The organism is Streptomyces sp. 3330 (assembly GCF_031456635.1).
Classification (GTDB): domain Bacteria; phylum Actinomycetota; class Actinomycetes; order Streptomycetales; family Streptomycetaceae; genus Streptomyces.
In genome coordinates, this window is sequence record NZ_JAVDVA010000005.1 from 297,590 (window position 1) to 320,850 (window position 23,261).

General features: G+C 73.0%; 22 protein-coding genes. 9 read left to right on the forward strand and 13 right to left on the reverse strand.

Going from position 1 to position 23,261, the window contains the following annotated elements; all coding sequences use genetic code 11:
- Nucleotides 1-192: 192 nt before the first annotated feature.
- A complete protein-coding gene (locus tag J2X68_RS11510) occupies nt 193-900 on the reverse strand; it encodes a uridine kinase (RefSeq protein WP_310432357.1) in 708 nt (235 codons plus the stop codon).
- A gap of 58 nt (nt 901-958) precedes the next feature.
- On the opposite strand from J2X68_RS11510, the gene J2X68_RS11515 reads away from it, so the two are divergent.
- Nucleotides 959-1,366, forward strand: coding sequence for a hypothetical protein (locus tag J2X68_RS11515; protein WP_310432358.1), 408 nt, complete (start codon nt 959-961; stop codon nt 1,364-1,366).
- A gap of 84 nt (nt 1,367-1,450) precedes the next feature.
- On the opposite strand, the gene J2X68_RS11520 is transcribed toward J2X68_RS11515, so the two are convergent.
- From J2X68_RS11520 to deoC, 3 genes are read right to left on the reverse strand one after another with little or no spacing between them, the layout of a single operon-like run.
- Nucleotides 1,451-2,365, reverse strand: a complete 915-nt coding sequence (locus J2X68_RS11520; RefSeq protein WP_310432359.1) for an aldehyde dehydrogenase family protein — start codon at nt 2,363-2,365, stop codon at nt 1,451-1,453.
- On the reverse strand, nt 2,355-3,806 hold the full coding sequence (locus J2X68_RS11525) for an aldehyde dehydrogenase family protein (protein ID WP_310432360.1): 1,452 nt from the start codon (nt 3,804-3,806) through the stop codon (nt 2,355-2,357). The genes J2X68_RS11520 and J2X68_RS11525 overlap by 11 nt, the downstream gene beginning before the upstream one ends.
- Before the next feature lie 5 nt (nt 3,807-3,811).
- Complete coding sequence (gene deoC / locus J2X68_RS11530; RefSeq protein ID WP_310432474.1) at nt 3,812-4,774, reverse strand: deoxyribose-phosphate aldolase; 963 nt, start codon at nt 4,772-4,774, stop codon at nt 3,812-3,814.
- Between the two features lie 123 nt (nt 4,775-4,897).
- On the opposite strand from deoC, the gene J2X68_RS11535 reads away from it, so the two are divergent.
- Nucleotides 4,898-5,611: a PH domain-containing protein gene (locus tag J2X68_RS11535; protein WP_310432361.1), complete on the forward strand. Its 714-nt coding sequence runs from the start codon at nt 4,898-4,900 to the stop codon at nt 5,609-5,611.
- Nucleotides 5,612-6,254: 643 nt separating this feature from the next.
- Here J2X68_RS11535 and J2X68_RS11540 read toward each other — a convergent pair.
- The 3 genes from J2X68_RS11540 to J2X68_RS11550 form a co-directional block, all read right to left on the reverse strand.
- Nucleotides 6,255-7,883 carry a phospho-sugar mutase gene (locus J2X68_RS11540; RefSeq protein ID WP_310432362.1) on the reverse strand — a complete coding sequence of 543 codons (1,629 nt, stop codon included), beginning with the start codon at nt 7,881-7,883 and terminating at the stop codon, nt 6,255-6,257.
- Between the two features lie 142 nt (nt 7,884-8,025).
- Nucleotides 8,026-8,850, reverse strand: coding sequence for a purine-nucleoside phosphorylase (locus J2X68_RS11545; protein WP_310432363.1), 825 nt, complete (start codon nt 8,848-8,850; stop codon nt 8,026-8,028).
- A gap of 332 nt (nt 8,851-9,182) precedes the next feature.
- The gene (locus J2X68_RS11550; RefSeq protein WP_310432364.1) at nt 9,183-9,629 is read right to left on the reverse strand and encodes a gamma-glutamylcyclotransferase; all 447 of its coding nucleotides are present in this window, start codon (nt 9,627-9,629) and stop codon (nt 9,183-9,185) included.
- 96 nt (nt 9,630-9,725) lie between these two features.
- Between J2X68_RS11550 and J2X68_RS11555 the strand changes: the two genes are divergently transcribed.
- Together J2X68_RS11555 and J2X68_RS11560 are read left to right on the forward strand one after the other, a co-directional pair.
- The gene (locus tag J2X68_RS11555; protein ID WP_310432365.1) at nt 9,726-11,174 is read left to right on the forward strand and encodes an NAD(P)H-quinone dehydrogenase; all 1,449 of its coding nucleotides are present in this window, start codon (nt 9,726-9,728) and stop codon (nt 11,172-11,174) included.
- A gap of 188 nt (nt 11,175-11,362) precedes the next feature.
- Nucleotides 11,363-12,328 (forward strand): DeoR/GlpR family DNA-binding transcription regulator, encoded by a 966-nt coding sequence (locus J2X68_RS11560; protein WP_310432366.1) that lies wholly within the window; start codon nt 11,363-11,365, stop codon nt 12,326-12,328.
- A gap of 181 nt (nt 12,329-12,509) precedes the next feature.
- On the opposite strand, the gene J2X68_RS11565 is transcribed toward J2X68_RS11560, so the two are convergent.
- Nucleotides 12,510-14,282 carry a biotin carboxylase N-terminal domain-containing protein gene (locus tag J2X68_RS11565; RefSeq protein WP_310432367.1) on the reverse strand — a complete coding sequence of 591 codons (1,773 nt, stop codon included), beginning with the start codon at nt 14,280-14,282 and terminating at the stop codon, nt 12,510-12,512.
- Nucleotides 14,283-14,645: 363 nt separating this feature from the next.
- Here J2X68_RS11565 and J2X68_RS11570 point away from each other — a divergent pair, with 363 nt between their 5' ends.
- Complete coding sequence (locus tag J2X68_RS11570) at nt 14,646-15,149, forward strand: hypothetical protein (RefSeq protein WP_399039734.1); 504 nt, start codon at nt 14,646-14,648, stop codon at nt 15,147-15,149.
- Here the strand turns inward: J2X68_RS11570 and J2X68_RS11575 are convergent.
- The 4 genes from J2X68_RS11575 to J2X68_RS11590 form a co-directional block, all read right to left on the reverse strand.
- Nucleotides 15,118-15,723 (reverse strand): nucleoside triphosphate pyrophosphatase, encoded by a 606-nt coding sequence (locus J2X68_RS11575; protein WP_310432369.1) that lies wholly within the window; start codon nt 15,721-15,723, stop codon nt 15,118-15,120. The genes J2X68_RS11570 and J2X68_RS11575 overlap by 32 nt on opposite strands.
- A gap of 27 nt (nt 15,724-15,750) precedes the next feature.
- The gene (mmpB, locus tag J2X68_RS11580; RefSeq protein ID WP_267887997.1) at nt 15,751-15,879 is read right to left on the reverse strand and encodes a morphogenic membrane protein MmpB; all 129 of its coding nucleotides are present in this window, start codon (nt 15,877-15,879) and stop codon (nt 15,751-15,753) included.
- 166 nt (nt 15,880-16,045) lie between these two features.
- The gene (locus J2X68_RS11585; protein WP_310432370.1) at nt 16,046-16,255 is read right to left on the reverse strand and encodes an acyl-CoA carboxylase epsilon subunit; all 210 of its coding nucleotides are present in this window, start codon (nt 16,253-16,255) and stop codon (nt 16,046-16,048) included.
- Between the two features lie 9 nt (nt 16,256-16,264).
- Nucleotides 16,265-17,878: an acyl-CoA carboxylase subunit beta gene (locus J2X68_RS11590; RefSeq protein WP_310432371.1), complete on the reverse strand. Its 1,614-nt coding sequence runs from the start codon at nt 17,876-17,878 to the stop codon at nt 16,265-16,267.
- A 110-nt stretch (nt 17,879-17,988) separates the two neighbouring features.
- On the opposite strand from J2X68_RS11590, the gene J2X68_RS11595 reads away from it, so the two are divergent.
- Nucleotides 17,989-18,855 carry a biotin--[acetyl-CoA-carboxylase] ligase gene (locus tag J2X68_RS11595; RefSeq protein WP_310432372.1) on the forward strand — a complete coding sequence of 289 codons (867 nt, stop codon included), beginning with the start codon at nt 17,989-17,991 and terminating at the stop codon, nt 18,853-18,855.
- Nucleotides 18,856-18,970: 115 nt separating this feature from the next.
- Nucleotides 18,971-20,119 (forward strand): adenylate/guanylate cyclase domain-containing protein, encoded by a 1,149-nt coding sequence (locus tag J2X68_RS11600; protein WP_310432373.1) that lies wholly within the window; start codon nt 18,971-18,973, stop codon nt 20,117-20,119.
- Between the two features lie 69 nt (nt 20,120-20,188).
- Here the strand turns inward: J2X68_RS11600 and J2X68_RS11605 are convergent, their stop codons facing one another.
- Entirely contained in the window at nt 20,189-20,881 is a 693-nt protein-coding gene (locus J2X68_RS11605) for a hypothetical protein (protein ID WP_310432374.1), read from the reverse strand.
- 245 nt (nt 20,882-21,126) lie between these two features.
- Between J2X68_RS11605 and J2X68_RS11610 the strand changes: the two genes are divergently transcribed.
- Nucleotides 21,127-21,930 carry an enoyl-CoA hydratase-related protein gene (locus tag J2X68_RS11610; RefSeq protein WP_310432375.1) on the forward strand — a complete coding sequence of 268 codons (804 nt, stop codon included), beginning with the start codon at nt 21,127-21,129 and terminating at the stop codon, nt 21,928-21,930.
- A gap of 126 nt (nt 21,931-22,056) precedes the next feature.
- Nucleotides 22,057-23,199 (forward strand): GGDEF domain-containing protein, encoded by a 1,143-nt coding sequence (locus J2X68_RS11615; protein ID WP_310432376.1) that lies wholly within the window; start codon nt 22,057-22,059, stop codon nt 23,197-23,199.
- The last annotated feature ends 62 nt before the right edge of the window (nt 23,200-23,261 follow it).

The window sequence follows — 23,261 nt, forward strand, 5'->3', positions numbered from 1 at the left end:
GGTGAACGGGGGAAGCACGGGGGACGCGGTACCGGGGGGCTCGACGGGGGACGTCGGAGGAGCGGTACCGCGCAAGCACGGGGGAAGCACCACCCCGGGGGGACACGGGGGAGCACCGAGGAAGCGGGGCTGGAGGGCCGGGGGGTCCATCCAGTCCCGCTTCTGTGTGCCGTCCGTGCCGCTGTACGGGCCCTAGACGGCCGTACGCGCCGTCGGGGCTAGACGGCCCGCCGCCGCTGCCGCCAGGCGGCCCATCGCCTCGTCGCGGTCGCAGGCGTGCGCCCCGAGCGCGGTCTGGCGGGCGACGATGGAGCGCTCGGTGCGCATCAGGCGCCAGCCGCGCCGCAGCAGGAAGGGCACCGACTTGCGGCCCTCCCGCAGATCGCGCAGGAAGCGCCTGCGGAAGGTCTTCACCGGTCCGCGGCTCAGGCACAGCGCGTCGGCCAGGACGCCGAGTTCGCGGCACCGGGTCACGATCTCGGCGGCGAAGATGCCCTCCGCGATGAACAGCGGGGTCCGCCCGATGTCGATCGCGTCCGCGCCGGTGCGCGCGCTCAGCGAGATGTCGTAGACGGGAACATGGGTGCGGCCGGTGGCGCACAGTTCCACGATCGAGGCGACCGCCGTGTCCGCGTCCCACGATCCGGGGTGGTCCCAGTCGATGTCGGAACTCCCGGCGACGAGCGGCAGCGTCGGGTCGTCGCCTTCCTTGTAGAAGTCGTCGAGCCGCAGCACCGGGAGGCCGGAGCGGGCGGCGAGCAGGGACTTGCCGGAGCCGGAGGGGCCGCAGAGCAGCACGACTCGCGTCGGTATGGGCGGAGGGGAGGTCACGGGACACCAGTGTGAGGCATGCCCCCGGCCGTCAACGACCCCGCGGGTCGGCTTTGATGCGCGTGTCACACCTCAACTACCCTTCGTGTCGACCTGATCACCTTGAGCATCAGAAGGCGGCATCGCGATGGCCCGACACGCTTCCCCCCACACCTCCTCCGGCCGGCGCGCCCTCGCCGCCCTCGCGACCGCCGGGGTGGCGCTGGGCGCCGGCGCCGGGACCGCCGCCGCGGCGACCGGCGAACCGGCCCTCGACCTGGTGCGGACGAAACCCACCTCGGTCGGTCAGCTCGACCCGCAGGCGGGCGTGCAGGGGGCGCTCGGCTCCCTGACATACGTCACGGGCGCCGTGAGCGGCCTCAAGCCCAACCCCCTGGCGGGCACCGGCGTCGACCCGCTCGACAACGGCGTCGGCACCCAGCTCGCCGACTTCAAGCCGCTGACGTCCCAGATGCTCACCGGGCCGGTGGCGCAGGCGCAGTCCATCGGCTCGATCCCGGTGCTGGGGGACGTGACGAAGGTGCTGGGCGGCTGAGGCCGGCCCGCACGGACGGAAGCCGCGCCGCCCCCGGACGGAGGGGCGGCGCGGCTTCCGCGTCTTCGGGACCCGGTGACCGGGCTAGTACGACGAGCCCGAGGCGCCCAGTGAACCCGTGGGGTGCCAGACCGTCTTCGTCTCCAGGAAGGCCGTCATGCGGTCGATGCCCGGCGTCGCCGACCAGTCGTCCACAGGCTGTGGACGAAGGACGCGCTTCAGGTTGTCGGCCGCCGCGATCTCCAGCTCCTTCGCCAGCACGTCGTCCGCGCCCGCCAGGTCGATCGCGTTGACGTCCTGGTGGGCGGCGAGCGGCGCCGCGATCTCCGCCGTACGTCCGGAGAGCACGTTCACCACCCCGCCGGGCACGTCGGAGGTGGCCAGCACCTCGCCGAGCGACAGCGCCGGGAGCGGGGCGCGCTCGCTCGCGATCACGATCGCCGTGTTGCCGGTCGCGATCACCGGGGCGAGCACCGAGACCAGGCCCAGGAAGGACGACTCCTGCGGGGCCAGCACCGTGACCACGCCCGTCGGTTCGGGCGAGGAGAGGTTGAAGTAGGGGCCCGCCACCGGGTTCCCGCCGCCCACGACCTGGGCGATCTTGTCGGTCCAGCCCGCGTACCAGACCCAGCGGTCGATCGTCGCCTCCACCTGCTCGGCGGCCCTGGACTTCGACAGGCCCTCGGCCTCGGCGACCTCGTGGACGAACTGGCCCCTGCGGCCCTCCAGCATCTCCGCGACGCGGTAGAGGATCTGGCCGCGGTTGTACGCCGTCGCCCCGGACCAGCCGCCGAACGCCTTGCGTGCGGCGACGACCGCGTCCCGGGCGTCCTTGCGGGACGACTGCGGCGCGTTGGCCAGCCACTTGCCCTTTGCGTCGGTCACCTCGTACACCCGGCCGCTCTCGGAACGCGGGAACTTCCCGCCGACGTACAGCTTGTAGGTCTTGAAGACGCTGAGCCGCTGCTGCTGCTCGGTCTTGGCGGTCTTATCGGACATCGAGGTACGCCTCCAGGCCGTGGCGGCCGCCCTCGCGGCCGAAGCCCGACTCCTTGTAGCCGCCGAACGGCGACGTCGGGTCGAACTTGTTGAACGTGTTGGACCAGATCACGCCCGCGCGGAGCTTGCTCGCCACCGCGAGGATGCGCGAGCCCTTCTCCGTCCAGATGCCGGCCGACAGGCCGTACGGCGTGTTGTTGGCCTTGGCGACGGCCTCCTCCGGCGTGCGGAAACTGAGGACCGACAGGACCGGGCCGAAGATCTCGTCCCGGGCGACGGTGTGCGCCTGGGTGACGTTCGTGAAGAGCGTCGGGGCGAACCAGTAGCCCGAGGTGGGCAGTTCGCAGGCCGGGGACCAGCGTTCGGCGCCCTCCGCCTCGCCCTGCTCGACGAGCGAGGTGATGCGCGAGAGCTGCTCGGCGGAGTTGATCGCGCCGATGTCGGTGTTCTTGTCGAGCGGGTCGCCGAGCCGGAGCGTGGCGAGGCGGCGCTTCAGCGACTCCAGCAGCTCGTCCTGGATCGACTCCTGGACGAGGAGCCGGCTGCCCGCGCAGCAGACCTGGCCCTGGTTGAAGAAGATGCCGCTGACGATGCCCTCGACGGCCTGGTCGATCGGCGCGTCGTCGAAGACGATGTTGGCGCCCTTGCCGCCCAGTTCGAGCGTGACCTTCTTGTGCGAGCCCGCGACCTGCCGGGCGATCGCCTTGCCCACGGCGGTGGAGCCGGTGAAGGCGACCTTGTCCACGTCCGGGTGCGCGACCAGCGCGGCGCCCGCGTCGCCGTAGCCGGGGAGGATGTTGACGACGCCCTTGGGCAGGCCCGCCTGGCGGCAGATGTCCGCGAAGAACAGCGCCGACAGCGGGGTGGTCTCGGCCGGCTTCAGGACGACCGTGTTGCCGGTGGCGAGCGCCGGGGCGATCTTCCACGCCAGCATCAGCAGGGGGAAGTTCCAGGGGATGACCTGTCCGGCGACGCCCAGCGGCCGGGGCGAGGAGCCGAACCCGGCGTGGTCGAGCTTGTCGGCCCAGCCCGCGTAGTAGAAGAAGTGCGCGGCGACCAGGGGCAGGTCGGCGTCGCGCGTCTCCTTGATCGGCTTGCCGTTGTCCAGCGTCTCCAGGACGGCCAGTTCGCGGCTGCGCTCCTGGATGATCCGGGCGATGCGGAACAGGTACTTGGCGCGCTCGGAGCCCGGCAGTGCGGACCACTTGCCGAAGGCCTTGCGGGCGGCCCGCACGGCACGGTCGACGTCCGCCTCGCCCGCCTGGGCGATCTCGGAGAGGACCTCCTCGGTGGACGGCGAGACGGTCTTGAAGACCTTGCCGTCGGCCGCCTCGGTGAACTCGCCGTCGATGAACAGGCCGTAGGAGGGGGCGATGTCGACGACCGAGCGGGACTCGGGGGCCGGAGCGTACTCGAATGCGGATGCAGTCGTGGATGCCATGGTGATCAGTCCACCGTCACGTAGTCGGGGCCGGAGTAGCGGCCGGTGGCCAGCTTCTGACGCTGCATCAGCAGGTCGTTCAGGAGCGAGGAGGCGCCGAAGCGGAACCAGTGGTTGTCCAGCCAGTCCTCGCCCGCGGTCTCGTTGACCAGGACGAGGAACTTGATCGCGTCCTTGGTGGTACGGATGCCGCCGGCGGGCTTCACGCCGACCTGGACGCCGGTCTGGGCGCGGAAGTCGCGCACGGCCTCCAGCATCAGGAGGGTGTTCGCGGGAGTGGCGTTGACGGCGACCTTGCCGGTCGAGGTCTTGATGAAGTCCGCGCCCGCGAGCATGCCGAGCCAGCTCGCCCGGCGGATGTTGTCGTACGTCGACAGCTCGCCCGTCTCGAAGATGACCTTCAGCCGGGCGGCCGTCCCGCACGCCTCGCGCACGGCGGTGATCTCGTCGTACACCTTCAGGTACTTGCCCGCGAGGAAGGCCCCGCGGTCGATGACCATGTCGATCTCGTCGGCGCCCGCGGCGATGGCGTCGCGGACGTCCGCGAGCTTCACCGCGAGGGCGGCGCGGCCGGCCGGGAAGGCGGTGGCGACCGAGGCGACCTTGACGCCGGACCCGGCGACGGCGGCCTTGGCGGTGGCGACCATGTCCGGATACACGCAGACCGCGGCCGTGGTCGGGGTGGTGCGGTCGGTGGGGTCGGGGTGGACCGCCTTCGCGCCGAGCGCCCGGACCTTGCCCGGGGTGTCCGCGCCTTCCAGCGTCGTCAGGTCGACCATCGAGATGGCGAGGTCGATGGCGTACGCCTTCGCGGTCGTCTTGATGGAACGGGTGCCGAGCGCGGCGGCGCGCGCCTCCAGGCCGACCGTGTCGACGCCGGGCAGCCCGTGGAGGAAGCGGCGCAGCGAGCCGTCGGACGCCGTGACGTCCGTGAGTGCGTCGGCTGCGGTAGGTGTATTGGTGGGCATGGTCACCAGACGAGCATATCTACGCGCGTAGCGGCTGTACACCCCGGCGGTCGCATCCGTGCTCGCCGTGAACGGCGGGGCTGCGGATGAGCGGGCCGGCGGGCGTCGGGCAGAATCGGGGCCATGACGACCCCGGAAGACCAGTCACCCGCGCCGCAGCCGTCGGCACCCGAGACCCAGGACCGCATCTACCGGTCGCCCGCGGGCATGGCGGGCGGCGTGCTGCTGCTGGGCCTGGGGGCCTGGCTCGGCATCGACGCGATCGTGGTCGGCGAGGGGCGCACGCCGTGGCTGGCGCTCGCGGCGCTGATCCTGGTGGTGCCGCTGGTCGTCGCCTTCACGCTGCGGCCCGCCGTGTTCGCGGGCCAGGACCGGCTCCGGGTGCGCAATCCGTTCCGGGTGATCGTGCTGCCGTGGGGGCAGGTCGCCTCCCTGCGGTCCGGCTACTCCAACGAGGTCGTCGCCGCGTCGGGGAAGAAGTTCCAGCTGTGGTCCATCCCGGTCTCGCTGCGGGCCCGCAAGAAGGCGACCCGGCGGGAGTCCAAGGCGGCGGCGGAGCGGGCCGGCGGCCGGGAGGCCCGGGACACCCGGGGCGGTGGCGGGTTCGGCGGGTTCGGCGGCCTGGGCGGCGGTCTGTCCCGCGGCGGCGGCGCCGTGCCGGACGGGCCCGTGCGCGCCGAGACCGACCGGGTCATGGACGAGCTGCGGGAACTGCGGGAGACCCGCCAGAAGGCGGAGAGCGCCCAGGGCGAGGTGACCGTGCGCTGGGCCTGGGAGATCCTGGGCCCGGCGGTGGCGGGGGCCGTGGTGCTGGGGATTCTGCTGGCGGTGGGGTAGCGCCGGGGGCGGGCGTCGGGCGTCGGAGTGCCGGACGCCCGAGACCCGAAGCCCTGCGGCGACACCCGAAGGCCGGTGCCGGACGCTCGAAGCCCTGCGGCGACGCCCAAATGCCGGTGCCGGACGCTCGAAGTCCCGCGCCGACACGCGGAGCCGGTGCCGGACGCCCGAGACCCGAAGCCCTGCGGCGACACGCGGAGCCGGTGCCGGACGCCCGAGACCCGAAGTCCCGCGGCGACACCCGGAGGCCCGAGAAACCCGAAGTCCCGCGGCGACACCCGAAGGCCGGTGCCGGACGCTCGAAGCCCTGCGCGCGAAGCCCGAAGCCCACGCCGACGCCCGAAGCCGGACGCCACACGCCGAAGCCGGACGCCGCACGCCGACGCCCCAAGCCGGACGCCACACGCCCACGCCCGAAGCTGCCCCCGCAGGTGACTCCCGTCGGGCGGTCCTGCGGTGACGGGTTCCGTCGGGCGGCCCTCGCTCCGTGCGCCGTCGGACAGTGGCGAGAGTGCCGTCCGGGCCCGCGAGCGGCCTCGGGCCGGGCCCCGGGAGGGGGCCCGGCCCGAGGCCGTCGCCGATTCCGATCACCGTGCCGACGAGGGCGGTGGCCGGGTTCCGGTGCGCGGGTGGTGTCCTGCGGTCAGATACCGGCCGCCGCCGACAGGTCCCGCTTGATCGCGGCGAGCAGGTCGTCGGCCTCGGCGCGGGCCGCCGGGAGGTCGGCGTGGGTGGGGGCCGGGACCACGACCTCCAGGTAGCACTTCAGCTTCGGCTCGGTGCCGCTGGGGCGGACGACGACCCGGGCGCCGTCCAGCGTGTAGCGCAGTCCGTCGGTGGGGGGCAGGCTGTCCGTGCCCAGGGTGAGGTCCTCGGCCCGGGTGACGGCCAGGCCCGCGAGGGAGGTCGGCGGCCGCTCGCGGAGCCGTTCCATCGCGCGGGCGATGAGCGAGAGGTCCTGTACGCGCACCGACAGCTGGTCGGTGGCGTGCAGACCGTGCTCCACGGCGAGGTCGTCGAGCAGGTCGAGCAGGGTGCGGCCGTCGGCCTTGAGGGTGGAGGCCAGCTCCGTGACGAGCAGGGCGGCGGTGATGCCGTCCTTGTCGCGCACGCCCTCGGGGTCCACGCAGTAGCCCAGGGCCTCTTCGTAGCCGTAGCGCAGGCCGTCGACCCGGGCGATCCACTTGAAGCCGGTCAGGGTCTCCTCGTAGGGCAGGCCCGCCTTCTCGGCGATACGGCCGAGGAGGGAGGAGGACACGATCGACTCGGCGAACGTGCCCCGCGCGCCGCGCCGGACGAGGTGCGCGGCGAGGAGCGAGCCGACCTCGTCGCCCCGCAGCATGCGCCAGTCGCCCGCGTGGGGCACGGCCACGGCGCAGCGGTCGGCGTCCGGGTCGTTGGCGATGATCAGGTCGGGGGCGGCCTCGCGGGCCCTGGCGAAGGCCAGGTCCATCGCGCCGGGCTCTTCCGGGTTGGGGAAGGCGACGGTCGGGAAGTCCGGGTCGGGTTCGGCCTGCTCGGCGACGAGGACGGGCTCGGGGAAGCCCGCGCGGGCGAAGGCGGCCAGCAGGACGTCCCTGCCCACGCCGTGCATGGCCGTGTACACCGTGCGGGCCGTGCGCGGGGAGTCCGGCGCGAGGACGGCGTCCGTCCGGGCCAGATAGGCGTCGAGGACCGTGTCGTCGAGGGTCTGCCAGCCGGCCTCCGGACGCGGCACGTCCTTCAGGGCGGCGATCGCGTCGATCTCGGCCGCGATGCCGGCGTCGGCGGGCGGCACGATCTGCGAGCCGTCCCCCAGGTACACCTTGTAGCCGTTGTCGCGCGGCGGGTTGTGGCTGGCGGTGACCTCCACACCGGCGACCGCGCCCAGGTGCCTTATGGCGAAGGCGAGGACGGGGGTGGGGAGCGGGCGGGGGAGCACGGCAGCGCGGAAGCCCGCGCCCGTCATCACGGCCGCCGTGTCGCGGGCGAAGTCCTCCGACTTGTGGCGGGCGTCGTAGCCGATGACGACGACGCCGCCGGCGGCGCCGTTCTTCGTGAGGTACGCGGCGAGGCCGGCCGCGGCCCGGATCACGACGGAGCGGTTCATCCGCATGGGCCCGGCCCCGAGCTCACCGCGGAGTCCGGCGGTGCCGAACTGGAGGGTGCCGCCGAAACGCTCGGAGAGCTCGGTGACGTCCGCGGCCTCGATGAGCCCGGCGAGCTCGTCGCGGGTCTCCGGGTCGGGGTCCTCGGCGAGCCATGCGTGGGCGCGGGCGATGACGTCGTGCACGGTGGGGTCAACCTCTCGTCGTCTCGTGGTCCGGGTTCCCGGGAGCGGTGCGCCCCCGGACCCCCATCGGCCCGGAACGGGCCTCGTCCTCGGGCGCCGGACGGAATGGGATGCGCGGACCGGCGCCGCGGTGCGACCGCTCCTAGAGGCGGCCGAGCACCTGGGCCAGCAGGGAACCCATACGGGTCGCCGAGTCGCGTCCCGCCTGGAGGACCTCCTCGTGGTTCAGCGGTTCGCCGGTCATGCCGGCGGCGAGGTTGGTCACGAGGGAGATGCCGAGCACCTCGGCCCCGGCCTCACGGGCCGCGATGGCCTCCAGCACGGTCGACATGCCCACCAGGTCCGCGCCGATGGTGCGGGCCATCCGGATCTCGGCCGGCGTCTCGTAGTGCGGGCCGGGGAACTGGGCGTAGACGCCCTCCTCCAGCGTGGCGTCGATCTCCTTGCAGAGGGCGCGCAGCCGCGGGGAGTAGAGGTCGGTGAGGTCCACGAAGTTCGCGCCGACGATGGGGGAGGTCGCCGTGAGGTTGATGTGGTCGCTGATCAGCACCGGCTGCCCGGGGCGCATGCCCTCGCGCAGACCGCCGCAGCCGTTGGTCAGCACGATGGTCTTGCAGCCCGCCGCCACCGCCGTGCGGACACCGTGGGCGACGGCGGCGACGCCGCGGCCCTCGTAGTAGTGGGTGCGGCCCAGGAAGACCAGCGCCCGCTTCTCGCCGATCTGGTAGGAGCGGATCTTGCCGCCGTGACCCTCGACCGCGGGCGGCGGGAAACCGGGCAGCTCGGTGACCTGGAACTCGGCGTCGGGAGCGCCCAGGGCGTCCACGGCCGGTGCCCAGCCGGAGCCCATCACGAGGGCGACGTCGTGGGTCTCGGCGCCGGTCAGTTCGCGCAGGCGCGCGGCGGCGGCGTCGGCGGCGGCGTGCGGGTCGCCCTGGATGTCGTCCGGGAGAAGAGATGCGTTCACGCGATGAGGGTAGCCGGTTCCGGCCTACGCGCGTAGATGACAGAGCCGACGGGATGGCGATCGTTGTCTTGTCGTTTCCAACGAGGCGTGGACCACGGGACGGCGATCAGGCGCCGGCGATCACCACGTCCACGTCCCGGAGCGTCCACAGCCTGGAGCGTCCACGCCTGGGGCACGTCGACGAGGAGGGCCGGCGGGCGGCCGGCCTCGCACCCGACGGGAACGTTCCCGACGGGAAACGGGTTCTCCGGGCGGGTCGGGTCGCACGGTCGTCGCCGGCGGACCCTCGCCGGCGGACCTCGCCCTGCCGGGCGGGCCCCGGAAGGAACGGGTCAGCAAGGACGCTTGCGCAGCTCCATCACGTAGTCGTGCGGCGCTCCCGCCGATTCCGCCGCGTCGGCGATCTCGCCCAGGTAGCGGGCCGCGGGCAGCCCGCCCTCGTAGCCGTTCAGCACGAACATCCAGGCGGACTCCTCCCCCTGCATCGTCTGCACCCGCACCCGGGCGCGCCGGTAGATGCCGAGACCCACGCCCTCCCAGCGGTCCAGGGAGTCCTCGTCCATGGGGGCCACGTCGTACAGCGCGACGAAGACCTGCGCGCCGGGGTCAGCGGGGTCCTCGACGACCGTCGCCAGCGCGCCCTCCCAGCCCAGCTGCTCGCCGCCGAACGTCAGCCGCCACCCGTTCAGCCAGCCGGTGGCGCGCAGTGGCGAGTGGGGAGCGCGGCGGGTCATCAGCCGCGCGTCGAGGTTGCCGGCGTAGGCGGCGTAGAGCGACATGCAAGGAGAGTACGGCAGGCCGCTCACGCGTCACTCTCGTAACAGTGGCGGCCCCCGCCGCCCCCGGGGCGGTACCACCGGTCCCCGTGCGGGACAATGGAGTACGTGACTCGGATCGTGATCATCGGTGGCGGACCCGGCGGCTATGAGGCGGCGCTGGTGGCCGCGCAGCTCGGCGCGGAGGTGACCGTCGTCGACTGCGACGGTCTGGGCGGGGCGTCGGTGCTGACCGACTGCGTGCCGTCGAAGACCCTGATCGCCACGGCCGAGGTGATGACCACCTTCGACTCCTCCTACGAGGAGCTGGGGATCATCGTCGCCGACGACACCCCGCCGCTGGAGCAGGCCGCCCGGGTCGTCGGGGTGGACCTCGGCAAGGTCAACCGCCGGGTGAAGCGGCTCGCGCTCGCCCAGTCGCACGACATCACCGCCTCCGTCACCCGGGCCGGCGCGCGCGTGCTGCGCGGCCGTGGCCGGCTGGAGGGCATGCAGGCCCTCGACGGCTCGCGCAAGGTCGTCGTCAGCGCCGCCGACGGCACCGAGGAGACCCTCACCGCCGACGCCGTCCTGCTCGCCACCGGCGCCCACCCGCGCGAGCTGCCGGACGCGCAGCCCGACGGCGAGCGCATCCTGAACTGGACCCAGGTCTACGACCTCGGCGAGCTCCCCGAGGAACTCATCGTGGTCGGCTCCGGTGTGACCGGCGCGGAGTTCGCCGGCGCCTACCAGGCCCTCGGCTCCAAGGTCACCCTCGTGTCCTCGCGCGACCGCGTGCTGCCCGGCGAGGACCCGGACGCCGCCGCCGTCCTCGAGGACGTCTTCCGGCGCCGCGGCATGAACGTCATGGCCCGCTCGCGCGCCGAGTCCGCCAAGCGGGTCGGCGACCGGGTCGAGGTCACCCTGTCCGACGGCCGGGTCATCAGCGGGTCGCACTGCCTCATGGCGGTCGGCGCCATCCCCAACAGCGAGGGGATGGGGCTGGAGGAGGCGGGCGTCAAGGTCCGCGAGTCGGGGCACATCTGGACCGACAAGGTCTCCCGGACCACCGCCCCCGGCGTGTACGCGGCGGGCGACGTGACCGGGATCTTCGCCCTGGCCTCCGTGGCCGCCATGCAGGGCCGGATCGCCATGTACCACTTCCTCGGCGACGCGGTGGCCCCGCTCAACCTCAAGACCGTCTCCTCGAACGTCTTCACCGACCCCGAGATCGCCACCGTCGGCTACAGCCAGGCCGACGTGGACGGCGGCAAGATCGACGCCCGGGTCGTCAAGCTGCCGCTGCTGCGCAACCCGCGCGCCAAGATGCAGGGCATCCGCGACGGCTTCGTCAAGATCTTCTGCCGGCCCGGCACCGGGATCGTCGTCGGCGGTGTGGTCGTGGCGCCGCGCGCCTCGGAACTCATCCACCCGATCTCGATCGCCGTCGACAACAATCTGACGGTCGAACAGATCGCGAACGCGTTCACCGTGTACCCGTCCCTTTCCGGGTCGATCGCGGAGGTAGCGCGCCAGCTGCACACCCGGAAGACGACAGGCGAGGCCTGACGGCCGGTTCCGACTCCCCGCTGGTCACGGGGAGTTGACGGCGCGTCGTCGCCGGGTTGCCGGACATGCGGGGGGCATAGGCGCCGGAACTGGGCCCTATACCACTCCCCGTCCCCCTGTGCGAACAACTTCTACTATTCGGCGCAAAGAGCTGAAAGCAGACGGTCGTCCGCGTTACTGTCAGTTTCGTGTTCGCTGCAGAACGTCGTCAATTGATCCTCGAAATGGTGCGAGCGAACGGGGCCGTGTCGCTCCGTGAACTCGCCCGCGTCGTCCAGACCTCCGAAGTGACCGTGCGGCGGGACGTGCGCGCGCTGGAGGCAGAAGGACTCCTCGACCGCCGACACGGCGGTGCGGTATTGCCGGGCGGGTTCACGCGAGAATCCGGCTTTCCGCAGAAATCCCATCTCGCGACCGCCGAAAAGACCGCCATCGCGGACCTCGCCGCCAACTTCGTCGAAGAGGGCGAGGCCATCGTGGTCGGGGCGGGCACCACCACACAGGAGCTGGCCCGCCGGCTCGCCCGGGTGCCCGGCCTGACCGTCGTCACCAACTCCCTGCTCGTCGCCCAGGCGTTGGCCCATGCCAACCGGGTCGAGGTCGTCATGACCGGCGGCACCCTGCGCGGCTCCAACTACGCCCTCGTGGGGAGCGGCGCCGAGCAGTCCCTCCAGGGACTCAGGGTGTCGCGGGCCTTCATCTCCGGGAGCGGACTGACCGCGGAGCGCGGGCTGTCCACGTCCAACATGCTGTCGGCGTCCGTGGACCGGGCGCTGGTGCAGGCGGCCGCCGAGGTCGTCGTCCTCGCCGACCACACCAAGCTCGGCACGGACACGATGTTCCAGACCGTGCCGACGGACGTCATCACCCGGCTGGTGACCGACGAGCCGCCCGCGCACGACGACCGTGCGGCCACGGAGCTCCAGGCTCTGGCGGACCAGGGGGTGCAGATCGCCGTGGCCGGGGCGTCAGGGAGCCCGGGGGGTGATGCGGTCCCGGCGCGCCATCAGCAGCAGCGTCGGGACGTTCCGTTGCCCGCCCCGCGCCGTGGTCAGGTGCCGGGCGCCGCCGCCGGCCTGCGGGCCGCCGCGATGCTGGGTGAGCAGACCCCTGGCGGAGAGCGGGCGAGGGTCGCGGACCTGCGTCGTCGGTGACCTCGCCGGTCTGCCGGCCCCGGGGGCTCCGCCCCGGACCCCTTTCGGCCCTGAACGGGCCTCGTCCTCGAGCGCCGGACGGGCTGGACGGCCCGGGCGGGGGCGGACGGACGGATCCGTCAGGGTGGTGAAACGCGACGAGGCGCCCGGGGAGCGGGCGCCTCGACGGTGGAGCGGTGGGTCAGTCCTTGATCTCGCAGATCGCCGCGCCCGAGGTGATGGACGCGCCGACCTCCGCGGCCAGAGCCTTGACGGTGCCGGAGCGGTGCGCGTTCAGCGGCTGCTCCATCTTCATCGCTTCGAGGACGACGATCAGGTCGCCCTCCTTGACCTCCTGGCCCTCCTCGACGGCCACCTTGACGATGGTGCCCTGCATCGGGGAGGCGAGGGTGTCGCCGGAGGCCATGGGGCCGGACTTCTTGGCCGCGCGGCGTTTGGGCTTGGCGCCCGCCGCGAGACCCGTACGGGCCAGGCTCATGCCGAGCGAGGACGGGAGCGAGACTTCCAGACGCTTGCCGCCGACCTCGACGACGATCGTCTCGCGGTCCGTGTCGTCCTCGGCCTCGCTGTCGGCCGGGGCCGAGAACGGGGGGATCTCGTTGACGAACTCGGTCTCGATCCAGCGGGTGTGGATCGTGAACGGGTCCTGGCTGCCGGTGAGCTCCGGCGCGAACGCCGGGTCCGAGACCACCGCGCGGTGGAACGGGATGGCCGTGGCCATGCCCTCGACCTGGAACTCCGCGAGGGCGCGGGCCGCCCGCTGGAGCGCCTGCTGACGGGTGGCGCCGGTGACGATCAGCTTGGCGAGCAGCGAGTCCCACGCCGGGCCGATCACGCTTCCGGACTCGACGCCCGCGTCCAGCCGCACACCCGGGCCGGACGGCGGCGCGAACGTGGTGACCGTGCCGGGGGCCGGCAGGAAGCCCCGGCCCGGGTCCTCGCCGTTGATACGGAACTCGAAAGAGTGACCGCGCAGCTCCGGGTCGCCGTAGCCGAGCTCCTCGCCGTCGGCGATCCGGAACATCTCGCGCACCAGGTCGATGCCCGCGACCTCCTCGGTCACCGGGTGCTCGACCTGGAGACGGGTGTTGACCTCCAGGAAGGAGATCGTGCCGTCGGCACCGACGAGGAACTCGACGGTGCCCGCGCCGACGTAGCCAGCCTCCTTGAGGATGGCCTTCGAGGACGAGTACAGCTCGGCGACCTGCGCCTCGGAGAGGAACGGCGCCGGGGCCTCCTCGACCAGCTTCTGGTGGCGGCGCTGGAGCGAGCAGTCACGGGTCGACACGACGACCACGTTGCCGTGGGTGTCGGCCAGGCACTGCGTCTCCACGTGCCGCGGCTTGTCCAGGTACCGCTCGACGAAGCACTCGCCCCGGCCGAAGGCGGCGACCGCCTCGCGGACGGCCGAGTCGTACAGCTCCGGCACCTCCTCCAGCGTCCGGGCGACCTTCAGACCGCGCCCGCCGCCGCCGAAGGCGGCCTTGATCGCGATCGGCAGCCCGTGCTGCTCGGCGAAGGCGACGACCTCGTCGGCGCCGGAGACCGGGTCGGGTGTGCCGGCGACCAGGGGCGCGCCGGCCCGCTGGGCGATGTGCCGGGCGGCGACCTTGTCGCCGAGGTCGCGGATGGCCTGCGGGGGCGGGCCGATCCAGATCAGGCCCGCGTCCAGGACCGCCTGCGCGAACTCGGCGTTCTCCGAGAGGAAGCCGTAGCCGGGGTGAACGGCGTCGGCCTCGGACTCCCGTGCCGCGTTCAGCACCTTCTCGATGTCGAGATAGCTGGTCGCAGGAGAGTCACCGCCCAGGGCGAACGCCTCATCCGCTGCGCGGACATGCAGAGCGTCCCGGTCCGGGTCGGCGTACACGGCCACGCTCGCGATACCGGCATCCCGGCACGCCCGGGCCACGCGGACTGCGATTTCGCCACGGTTGGCGATGAGCACCTTGCGCACGATTGAGGCTCCCTCCTTGAAACAAGCCGAGTTTAGGGACTGCCGACACGCCTCATCGACCCGTCCCCAAAGGTGAGCTTGCCCACACGGAGCGTGATGCCAGGCTCACTCGACCGTGAAATCCCTTGTAGTACCGCCGTACGCAGCACTCCTCCGGCAAACCCTAGCCCTCTGATGTGGCCAAGGTCTCTGTGAGCACGTGCTGCGGCCCACTCCGTTTCTTTGTGGAGTCCCTACGAATGGCCCAACGATTCTTTGCCGCACGCAGAACCCTTGTCCCGCGGTTTACCCGTTAGTAGCGTTCAGGTGTTCCGAACGTACTTCAGGTAACAGCACCCTTGCTCGGGTCGGGGTCGAAAGTGGGTGGGACCGGTGGTGCGCAGACCGGTGGCGTGGATCGTGGCGGTCGTGCTCCTCGCGGAGGCGCTCGGCGTCGCCGCGGTGAACTGGTTCATGGGCGTCGTGGTGGACCGGCAGGACATGTCCCTGGCCGGGATGGACCCGGACGTCATGTCGACGTCCTCGAAGGTCGGCGGGATCCTCTTCGGCCTCTACTTCGGCCTGTGCGCCGTGGTGGCCCTCCTGGTGGCGCTGCGCGACCGCGCGCCCGCCGGAGCGGGCCGGGTGCTGCTGATCAGCGCCGCGGTCGTGCACGGCCTGCTGGGGGCCTTCGCGTGGGGTCTGCTGGGCTGGACGCAGTTCCTGTTCATGGTGGTCGTCCTCGCCCTGATCGTGCTGCTCCTGATGACGTACGACGCCCAGGAGCGGACCGCTGCCCGGCAGCCGGAGGACGGCAAGGGCGACGGTGGCGCCCCGCCGGTCGCGCCCGCGCCCGTCACCCCTCCGACGGCGCCCACAACTCCGTGATCCCGACGCCCAGGTGCGCCAGCAGCCGGCGCACGAGGGGCAGGCTGATCCCGATGACGTTGCCGTGGTCGCCCTCGATGCCCTCGATGAACGGGGCCGAGCGGCCGTCGAGGGTGAACGCCCCGGCGACGTAGAGGGGCTCGCCCGAGGCGACGTAGGCCGCGATCTCCTCGTCGGTCGGCTCGCCGAAGCGGACGACGGTGGAGGCGGTCGCGGACGTGTAGCGCCCGCTGACGGTGTCGTAGACGCAGTGGCCGGTCTGGAGCGTCCCGGCCCGGCCGCGCATGGCCTTCCAGCGCGCGGTGGCCTCCGCGGCGTCCGCGGGCTTGCCCAGCGCCTCGCCGTCCAGGTCCAGCACCGAGTCGCAGCCGATCACCAGGGCGCCCTTGACCTCGGGCTTCGCGGCCACGACGGAGGCCTTCGCCTCGGCGAGCGCGAGCGCCAGCTCGGCGGGGGTGGGGGCGGTGACGGCGTCCTCGTCGACACCGCTCACGATCACCTCGGGAGCGAGACCCGCCTGGCGCAGCAGGTTCAGCCGGGCGGGGGACTGGGAGGCGAGGACGAGTCGGCGCATGTGATCAGCCTAGCGGCGCGACGCGCTTCACCTGAGCCCCAGCACGATCATCGCCACCACCATGGCCAGCGCGAGGAAGAGGCCGAGTCTCCGCAGGCTCTCCTGCATCTCGCGGAGTTCCTCGGGGGGCTCGTTCTCGGGGTCGGACCACAGCATGCCGCCAGCGTGCGGCATGCCGGATTGACGGCGCCTGAGTACCCGTACTCAAGTTGTGGGCCCGCAGCCGTTCACCGGATGTTCGGCCGGTGTACGACTGCGGGCCGTGAGCGCTGATCGCGCGCTTCCCCGCGCCCCCCGGAAGCGGCGGGTGGGCCGGCTGCGCTCAGCTCGGCCAGTAGGTGCGGCTCCAGGACGCCCGGCCGGGGTGCGGCACGCGTGGTGCCGCGATCCGGGCCGGGTCGGACCACGCGTCCTTCGGGGTCTCCGCGCCGGACGGAGCGGCCGCCGCCGCGGCGGCGCGGGCCCGGACCACCGCCAGGGCGGCGGCGAGCTCCTCGGGGGTCGGATTGCCCCGTACGACCTTGATCGTCACAGCGGCTCCTTAGAGGGGGATGTTGCCGTGCTTCTTCGGCGGGAGGGATTCCCGCTTGGTGCGCAGCTGACGCAGCCCGCGCACGATGTGCCGACGCGTCTCGGACGGCATGATCACCGAGTCGACGTAACCGCGCTCGGCCGCGACGTACGGGTTGAGGAGGGCGTCCTCGTACTCCTGGATCAGCCGGGCCCGCACCGCCTCCAGATCCTCACCGCTCGCCGCCGCCTCGGCGATCGTGCGGCGGTGCAGGATGTTGACCGCGCCCTGGGCGCCCATCACGGCGATCTGGGCGGTCGGCCAGGCCAGGTTCAGGTCCGCGCCCAGGTGCTTGGAGCCCATGACGTCGTAGGCGCCGCCGAAGGCCTTGCGGGTGATCACCGTGATGAGCGGGACCGTCGCCTCCGCGTACGCGTAGATCAGCTTGGCGCCGCGGCGGATGATGCCGTCGTGCTCCTGGTCGACGCCGGGCAGGAAGCCGGGCACGTCCACGAAGGTGATGACCGGGATGTTGAAGGCGTCGCAGGTGCGGACGAAGCGGGCCGCCTTCTCCGACGCCGTGATGTCCAGGCACCCGGCGAACTGCATCGGCTGGTTGGCGACGATGCCGACCGGGTGGCCCTCGACCCGGCCGTAACCGGTGAGGATGTTCGGTGCGAACAGCGCCTGGGTCTCGAAGAACTCGGCGTCGTCCAGCACGTGTTCGATCACCGTGTGCATGTCGTACGGCTGGTTGGCGCTGTCCGGGACGATCGAGTCCAGCTCCAGGTCCTCGTCGGTGACGGACAGGTCCGCCTCCTCCGGGTACACCGGGGCCTCGGACAGGTTGTTGGACGGCAGGTACGACAGCAGCTGCTTGACGTACTCGATGGCGTCCTTCTCGTCGCCGGCCATGTGGTGCGCCACGCCCGACACCGCGTTGTGGGTGCGCGCGCCGCCCAGTTCCTCGAAGCCGACGTCCTCGCCGGTGACCGTCTTGATGACGTCCGGACCGGTGATGAACATGTGCGAGGTCTGGTCCACCATCACCGTGAAGTCGGTGATCGCCGGCGAGTACACCGCGCCGCCCGCGCACGGGCCGACGACCAGGCTGATCTGCGGGATCACACCGGACGCGTGCGTGTTGCGGCGGAAGATCTCGCCGTACGCGCCCAGGGAGGCGACGCCCTCCTGGATGCGGGCGCCGCCGGAGTCGTTGATGCCGATGACCGGGCAGCCGGTCTTCAGCGCGAAGTCCATGACCTTGACGATCTTCTGGCCGTAGACCTCGCCGAGGGCGCCGCCGAAGACCGTGAAGTCCTGGGAGAAGACGGCGACCGGGCGGCCGTCGACCGTGCCGTAGCCGGTGACGACGCCGTCACCGTACGGGCGGTTCTGCTCCAGGCCGAAGCTGGTGGAGCGGTGCCGGGCGAACTCGTCCAACTCGACGAAGGAGCCCTCGTCGAGGAGCAGTTCGATCCGCTCACGGGCCGTCAGTTTGCCCTTCGCGTGCTGCTTCTCCACGGCACGCTCCGAACCGGCGTGCGTCGCTTCCTGGATGCGGCGCTGGAGATCCGCGAGCTTGCCCGCGGTCGTGTGGATGTCGATCCCTGGGATCTCGTGGCGCTCTTCCGGCTCGGACATCGGGATGTGGCTCCCTGCCTGCTCAAAAGGGGGGACGGTTACTCATCCGTAGCGTAGTGCTGGCCCTGGGGATCGGCAGTGCGGCATTCAACACACCTAGGGTGGCTTGCATGACACCGCGAGATGCAGCAGACGACGGCGGCAGCCGGTGGTCCGATCTGGACCGTCCGCCCCTCAACGCCCCGGCCCTGCGCCGGGCGCTGGTACGTGAGGGCGGGCTGTGGTCGCAGGTGGAGGTGGTGCAGAGCACCGGTTCCACCAACTCCGACCTGGTCGACGCGGCCGGTGCCGGCAAGGCGCGGGAGGGCGCGGTCCTCGTCGCCGAGGAGCAGACCGCGGGGCGCGGCCGGCTGGACCGCCGGTGGACCGCGCCCCCGCGCTCCGGGCTGTTCTTCTCCGTGCTGCTCACCCCGAGCGAGGTGCCGGTGGCCCGCTGGGGCTGGCTGCCGCTGCTCACCGGGGTCGCCGTGGCGACGGGACTGTCCCGGGCGGCCGGCGTGGACACGGCACTCAAATGGCCGAACGACCTGCTGGTGACCGTCGGGGGAGAGGAACGCAAGGCGGGCGGCATCCTCGCGGAGCGGGCCGGGCGGGACGCGGTGGTCGTCGGTGTCGGCCTCAACGTCACCCTGCGCGCGGACGAGCTGCCGGTGCCGCTGGCGGGGTCGCTGGCCCTGGCCGGCGCGCTGACCACGGACCGGGACACGCTGCTGCGGGGCGTCCTGCGCTCGCTGGAGGAGTGGTACAGGCGCTGGCGGGCGGCCGGGGGGGACCCCGCGGAAAGTGGTCTCCAGGAGACGTACGCGGCCGGGTGCGCGACGCTGGGACGAACGGTACGGGCCGAGCTGCCGGGCGACCGGTCGATCGTCGGCGAGGCGGTCGCGGTCGACGGGGACGGACGGCTTGTGATCGCGACGAAGGAAGGGGTACAGGAGCCGGTGGGCGCGGGCGACATCGTGCATCTGAGGCCGGTGTGAACCGGACGCCGGGTGGCGTGACCCCGCCGAACCGGACGGAGTGAGCTGGCGCACACCTGCCGTAGAGTTGAGGCCGGTCGATACCTGACCGCGGAAGATCGGAAGGGCAGCAGGCGTGACCGTCGACGACACGGGCTCCGGCGCGGGCGCGGACGGCCGGGGAAACCTGCCGGCCGAACCCGGTGAGCCGGGCGACCCCGGTGAGGACCCGCATCCTCTCGCCCTGCGCCTCGAACAGCTCATCCTCGGCGCCGAGCGGCGCTACACCCCGTTCCAGGCCGCCCGCAGCGCCGGTGTCTCCATGGAGCTGGCGTCGCGTTTCTGGCGCGCCATGGGCTTCGCCGACATCGGGCAGGCCAGGGCGCTCACCGAGGCCGACGTCCTCGCCCTGCGCCGCCTGGCCGGTCTCGTGGAGGCGGGGCTGCTGAGCGAGGCGATGGCCGTGCAGGTGGCGCGGTCCACCGGGCAGACCACCGCCCGTCTGGCGGAATGGCAGATCGACTCCTTCCTGGAGGGGCTGACCGAGCCGCCCGAGCCGGGGATGACCCGTACCGAGGTCACGTATCCCATCGTCGAGCTGCTGCTGCCCGAACTGGAGGAGTTCCTCGTCTACGTCTGGCGCCGCCAGCTCGCCGCCTCGGCGGGCCGGGTCGTCCAGGCCGCCGACGACGAGGAGATGGTCGACCGGCGGCTGGCCGTCGCCTTCGCTGACCTCGTCGGCTTCACCCGGCTGACCCGGCGGATGGAGGAGGAGGAACTCGGCGAACTCGTCGAGGCCTTCGAGACGACCGCCGCCGACCTGGTCGCGGCCCGCGGCGGACGGCTGATCAAGACGCTCGGCGACGAGGTGCTGTACGCGGCCGACGACGCGGGCATCGCCGCCGACATCGCGCTGCTGCTCGTCGAGACGATGAGCAACGACGAGACGATGCCCGAGCTGCGGGTCGGCATGGCGTTCGGCACGGTCACCACCCGGATGGGCGATGTCTTCGGCACGACGGTCAACCTGGCCTCCCGGCTGACGTCGATAGCTCCCCGGGACGCCGTCCTCGTCGACAGCGCCTTCGCCGAGGAGCTGATCCGCACCGGCGACGCCCCGGCCTCGGAGGCGGAGGCCGCGGAGGAGGCGGCCGCAGCCGAGAAGGAGGGCGAGGAGCCGCCGAAGTACCGCTTCGCGCTCCAGCCGATGTGGCAGCGGCCGGTGCGTGGTCTCGGCGTGGTCGAGCCCTGGCTGCTGACGCGGCGCAACGACGTCGACGGATAGGCCCTGTCCGGCGGACGGGCCTTGCCCGACGGACGGATCGGCCGCCGGACAGCTCCGGGCCGACCCGGCTCAGGGCCTCGGTGCGGCGGCGCCCAGCGGGTCCACGCACAGGCCGATGACAGGAACGCAGACGCCCGGCCGCCGCGGGTCGTCGGGCTGCTCCGGCCGGGACGAGGGCACGGGCGCGGGTTCGGGTGCGGCGGTGCTCGGGGCGGGCGCCGGTGTCCTCGGGGGCGAGTCGGGCCGCGGGGCGGCCGTCGTCCCGGGCGCCGGGGAGCGGGGTGCGGGCGCGGCCGGGCTGTAGGTGGCGCCCGGGGTGAGGGCGACGGACGTCGGCGCGCCGGGGACGCCCGGGAGCAGGCCTGCCTCGGGCGCCGGAGTGGCGCTCGCGCCGCCCATCGCGCTGGGCGCGGTCGGTGAGGGCAGGACGGGGGCGCCCGGGCCCGCCGGGCGGTCGGCGTCCGCGTCGGTTTCCGGGGCGGCGCCGGTGTCGGTGCCCGCGACGGGTTCGGGCCGCGGTCCGGCCTCCGCGCCGCCGGGACCACCGGCGCCGCCCGGGTCCGGGGTCAGCCGGACGAGACTCAGCACCCCGGCCGCCAGCGCGAGACCGCCGACGGCGAAGAGCACCTTGCGGGGGCGGGGACGGCGGTGCCGGCCCCGGGGGCGCGGGGCCCACAGGCCGCCGGTCTCCCCGGACGCCGCCTCCTCCCGCGCGGCCGTCTCGTACGGCCCGGTCCACGTGCTCACCGGTGTGCTCGTCATCGCGTTCTCTCCCCGGTGCGGTCGCGCCCCCGATGCACCGGGGCGGACGCACGTTATGCGCTCCCGTGGGCGTTGCGGGGTGAGTTGGGCGGCATGTCACCCGAACGGGTAGCCGGAACCGGGATGCGGGGCGCGCGGCGGGCCGGTCCGCTCTTTCGTCCGCCGGTCCCGGCTGCGATGATCGGACCGGCGTTGTTAACCCGCGTTAACCGGAGGGTGTCGTGAGCGGTGTCGGGAGCGGTGGCATGAGCGAGGAGCGGTTCGGGGAGTTCGTCCTGGTGCGGCGGCACGGCGAAGGCGGCCATGTCGCCGAGCTGGTCCTCGACCGGCCGAAGGCCATGAACGCCGTCTCCACCGACATGGCCCGGTCGATCGCCGGGGCGTGCGCGGCGCTGGGCGGGGACCGGGACGTGCGGGTGGTGGTGCTGACCTCGACGCACGAGCGGGCGTTCTGCGTCGGGGCCGACCTGAAGGAGCGGAACTCCTTCAGCGACGCCGAACTGCTGCGGCAGCGGCCGCTCACCCGGGCCGCGTACACCGGGGTGCTGGAGCTGCCGGTGCCCTCGGTCGCGGCGGTGCACGGCTTCGCGCTGGGCGGCGGCTTCGAACTGGCGCTGGCGTGCGACGTGATCGTGGCGGACGGGACGGCCGTGGTCGGGCTGCCGGAGGTGTCGGTGGGCGTGATCCCCGGCGGCGGCGGGACGCAGCTGCTGCCGCGCCGGGTGGGGGCGGCCCGGGCGGCCGAGCTGGTGTTCAGCGCCCGCCGGGTGGCGGCGGCCGAGGCGCGGGACCTGGGTCTGGTGGACGTCCTGGTGCAGGAGGGGCGGGACCGGGAGGAGGCGCTGGCGCTGGCCGCGCGCATCGGCGGCAACTCGCCGGTGGGTCTGCGGGCGGCGAAGCGGGCGCTGCGGCTGGGGCAGGGGCTGGATCTGCGGGCCGGGCTGGAGGTCGAGGACGCGGCCTGGCGGTCGGTGGCCTTCTCCGGGGACCGGGCGGAGGGGGTGGCGGCCTTCAACGAGAAGCGGAAGCCGCAGTGGCCGGGCGAGTGAGGGAGCGGGCGGCGGACGGGTACGGGAGTGGGCGGGCGGCGGGCGACACGCGACCCGAGGTGCGCTCATCACTCTCGGTGCCCCTTCGGTGTCCCCTTTCGGGCTGAATGTCCCTAGCCTGGGGAGATGGGTGAGGACAGACGCCTGGTGGCCGTGGTGGCGCTCGCGCAGGGGATGGCGGCCGCGCACACCCCCCGTGAGTCGTGGCGCGCGGCCGCGCTCGGGGCCTGCCGGGCGCTCTCCGGAGGCTTCGCCGCGCTCTCGGTGTGGGAGCGGGACCTCGGGCGGCTGCGCGTCCTGGTGAACGTGGGGGACCGGGCCGCCGACGAGGACGAGTTCCCCGACGGGGAGGCCTACCCGGTCCACCAGTTCCCCGAGATCACCGAGTTCCTGCACGAGCGCTGGGTGTCCGGCGGGGAGCCCGACGCCTGGGTGGAGACGGCCCAGGGTCCCGCCGCCGGGCGCCCCGGCTACTGCCATCAGCGGGTCGCCGCCCTGCGCCGCCGGGGCCGCGGCTCCTGTGTCGTCGCGCCGATCGTGCTGCACGGCCGCGCCTGGGGTGAGCTGTACGTCGCCCGCGCCGTGGGCACCCCCGTCTTCGACCGGGCCGACGCCGACTTCGCCACCGTCCTGGCCGCCGTCGTCGCCGCCGGGCTCGCCCAGACCGAGCGGCTGGAGGAGGCCCGCCGGCTCGCCTTCACCGACGCCCTCACCGGCCTGGCCAACCGCCGCTCCGTCGACGTACGGCTGGAGGAGGCGATCGAGCGGCACCGGGCCGAGGGGATCGTCGTCAGCCTGGTGGTGTGCGACCTGAACGGGCTGAAGCGGGTCAACGACACCCTCGGGCACGCCGTCGGGGACCGGCTGCTGGAGCGGTTCGGCTCGGTGCTGTCGCTGTGCGGGGCCATGCTGCCCGGCGCGCTGGCCGCCCGGCTCGGCGGCGACGAGTTCTGCCTGCTGGCCGTCGGGCCGCTCGCCGACGATGTCGTCAAGGTCGCCGACGACCTCTGCCGACGGGCCGGCGAGCTGGAACTGGGTGAGGGGGTTGCCTGCGGGGTCGCCTCCACCGAGGACCCCATCGGGCCGGTGACCTCCGCACGCCGGCTGTTCCGGCTCGCCGACGCCGCCCAGTACCGGGCCAAGGCCGTGCGGGCCGCCCGGCCGGTGGTCGCCGGGCGGGAGGGGCCGGACGACCCCGTCGTGCGCCTCGCCGACGAGCCCGCCCACGAGCGGACCGGCGAGCGGCGGCGGTTCCGGGGGCGGCGGTGAGGGTGTGACCTATTCGGTAAGGGGTGAACCCGGTACCCACTGGTGACATCCTGGTCTTCACT

Bases quoted from the DNA above. Each gene is read 5' to 3' on its own strand.
- J2X68_RS11535 (WP_310432361.1), top strand. From the start codon at position 4,898: ATGACGACCCCGGAAGACCAGTCACCCGCGCCGCAGCCGTCGGCACCC.
- mmpB (WP_267887997.1), bottom strand. From the start codon at position 15,879: ATGCTGTGGTCCGACCCCGAGAACGAGCCCCCCGAGGAACTCCGCGAG.
- J2X68_RS11525 (WP_310432360.1), bottom strand. From the start codon at position 3,806: ATGGCATCCACGACTGCATCCGCATTCGAGTACGCTCCGGCCCCCGAG.
- J2X68_RS11590 (WP_310432371.1), bottom strand. From the start codon at position 17,878: ATGTCCGAGCCGGAAGAGCGCCACGAGATCCCAGGGATCGACATCCAC.
- J2X68_RS11615 (WP_310432376.1), top strand. From the start codon at position 22,057: ATGGGTGAGGACAGACGCCTGGTGGCCGTGGTGGCGCTCGCGCAGGGG.
- J2X68_RS11610 (WP_310432375.1), top strand. From the start codon at position 21,127: ATGAGCGAGGAGCGGTTCGGGGAGTTCGTCCTGGTGCGGCGGCACGGC.
- J2X68_RS11605 (WP_310432374.1), bottom strand. From the start codon at position 20,881: ATGACGAGCACACCGGTGAGCACGTGGACCGGGCCGTACGAGACGGCC.
- J2X68_RS11550 (WP_310432364.1), bottom strand. From the start codon at position 9,629: ATGTCGCTCTACGCCGCCTACGCCGGCAACCTCGACGCGCGGCTGATG.
- deoC (WP_310432474.1), bottom strand. From the start codon at position 4,774: ATGCCCACCAATACACCTACCGCAGCCGACGCACTCACGGACGTCACG.
- J2X68_RS11515 (WP_310432358.1), top strand. From the start codon at position 959: ATGGCCCGACACGCTTCCCCCCACACCTCCTCCGGCCGGCGCGCCCTC.
- J2X68_RS11595 (WP_310432372.1), top strand. From the start codon at position 17,989: ATGACACCGCGAGATGCAGCAGACGACGGCGGCAGCCGGTGGTCCGAT.
- J2X68_RS11555 (WP_310432365.1), top strand. From the start codon at position 9,726: ATGGAGTACGTGACTCGGATCGTGATCATCGGTGGCGGACCCGGCGGC.
- J2X68_RS11575 (WP_310432369.1), bottom strand. From the start codon at position 15,723: ATGCGCCGACTCGTCCTCGCCTCCCAGTCCCCCGCCCGGCTGAACCTG.
- J2X68_RS11520 (WP_310432359.1), bottom strand. From the start codon at position 2,365: ATGTCCGATAAGACCGCCAAGACCGAGCAGCAGCAGCGGCTCAGCGTC.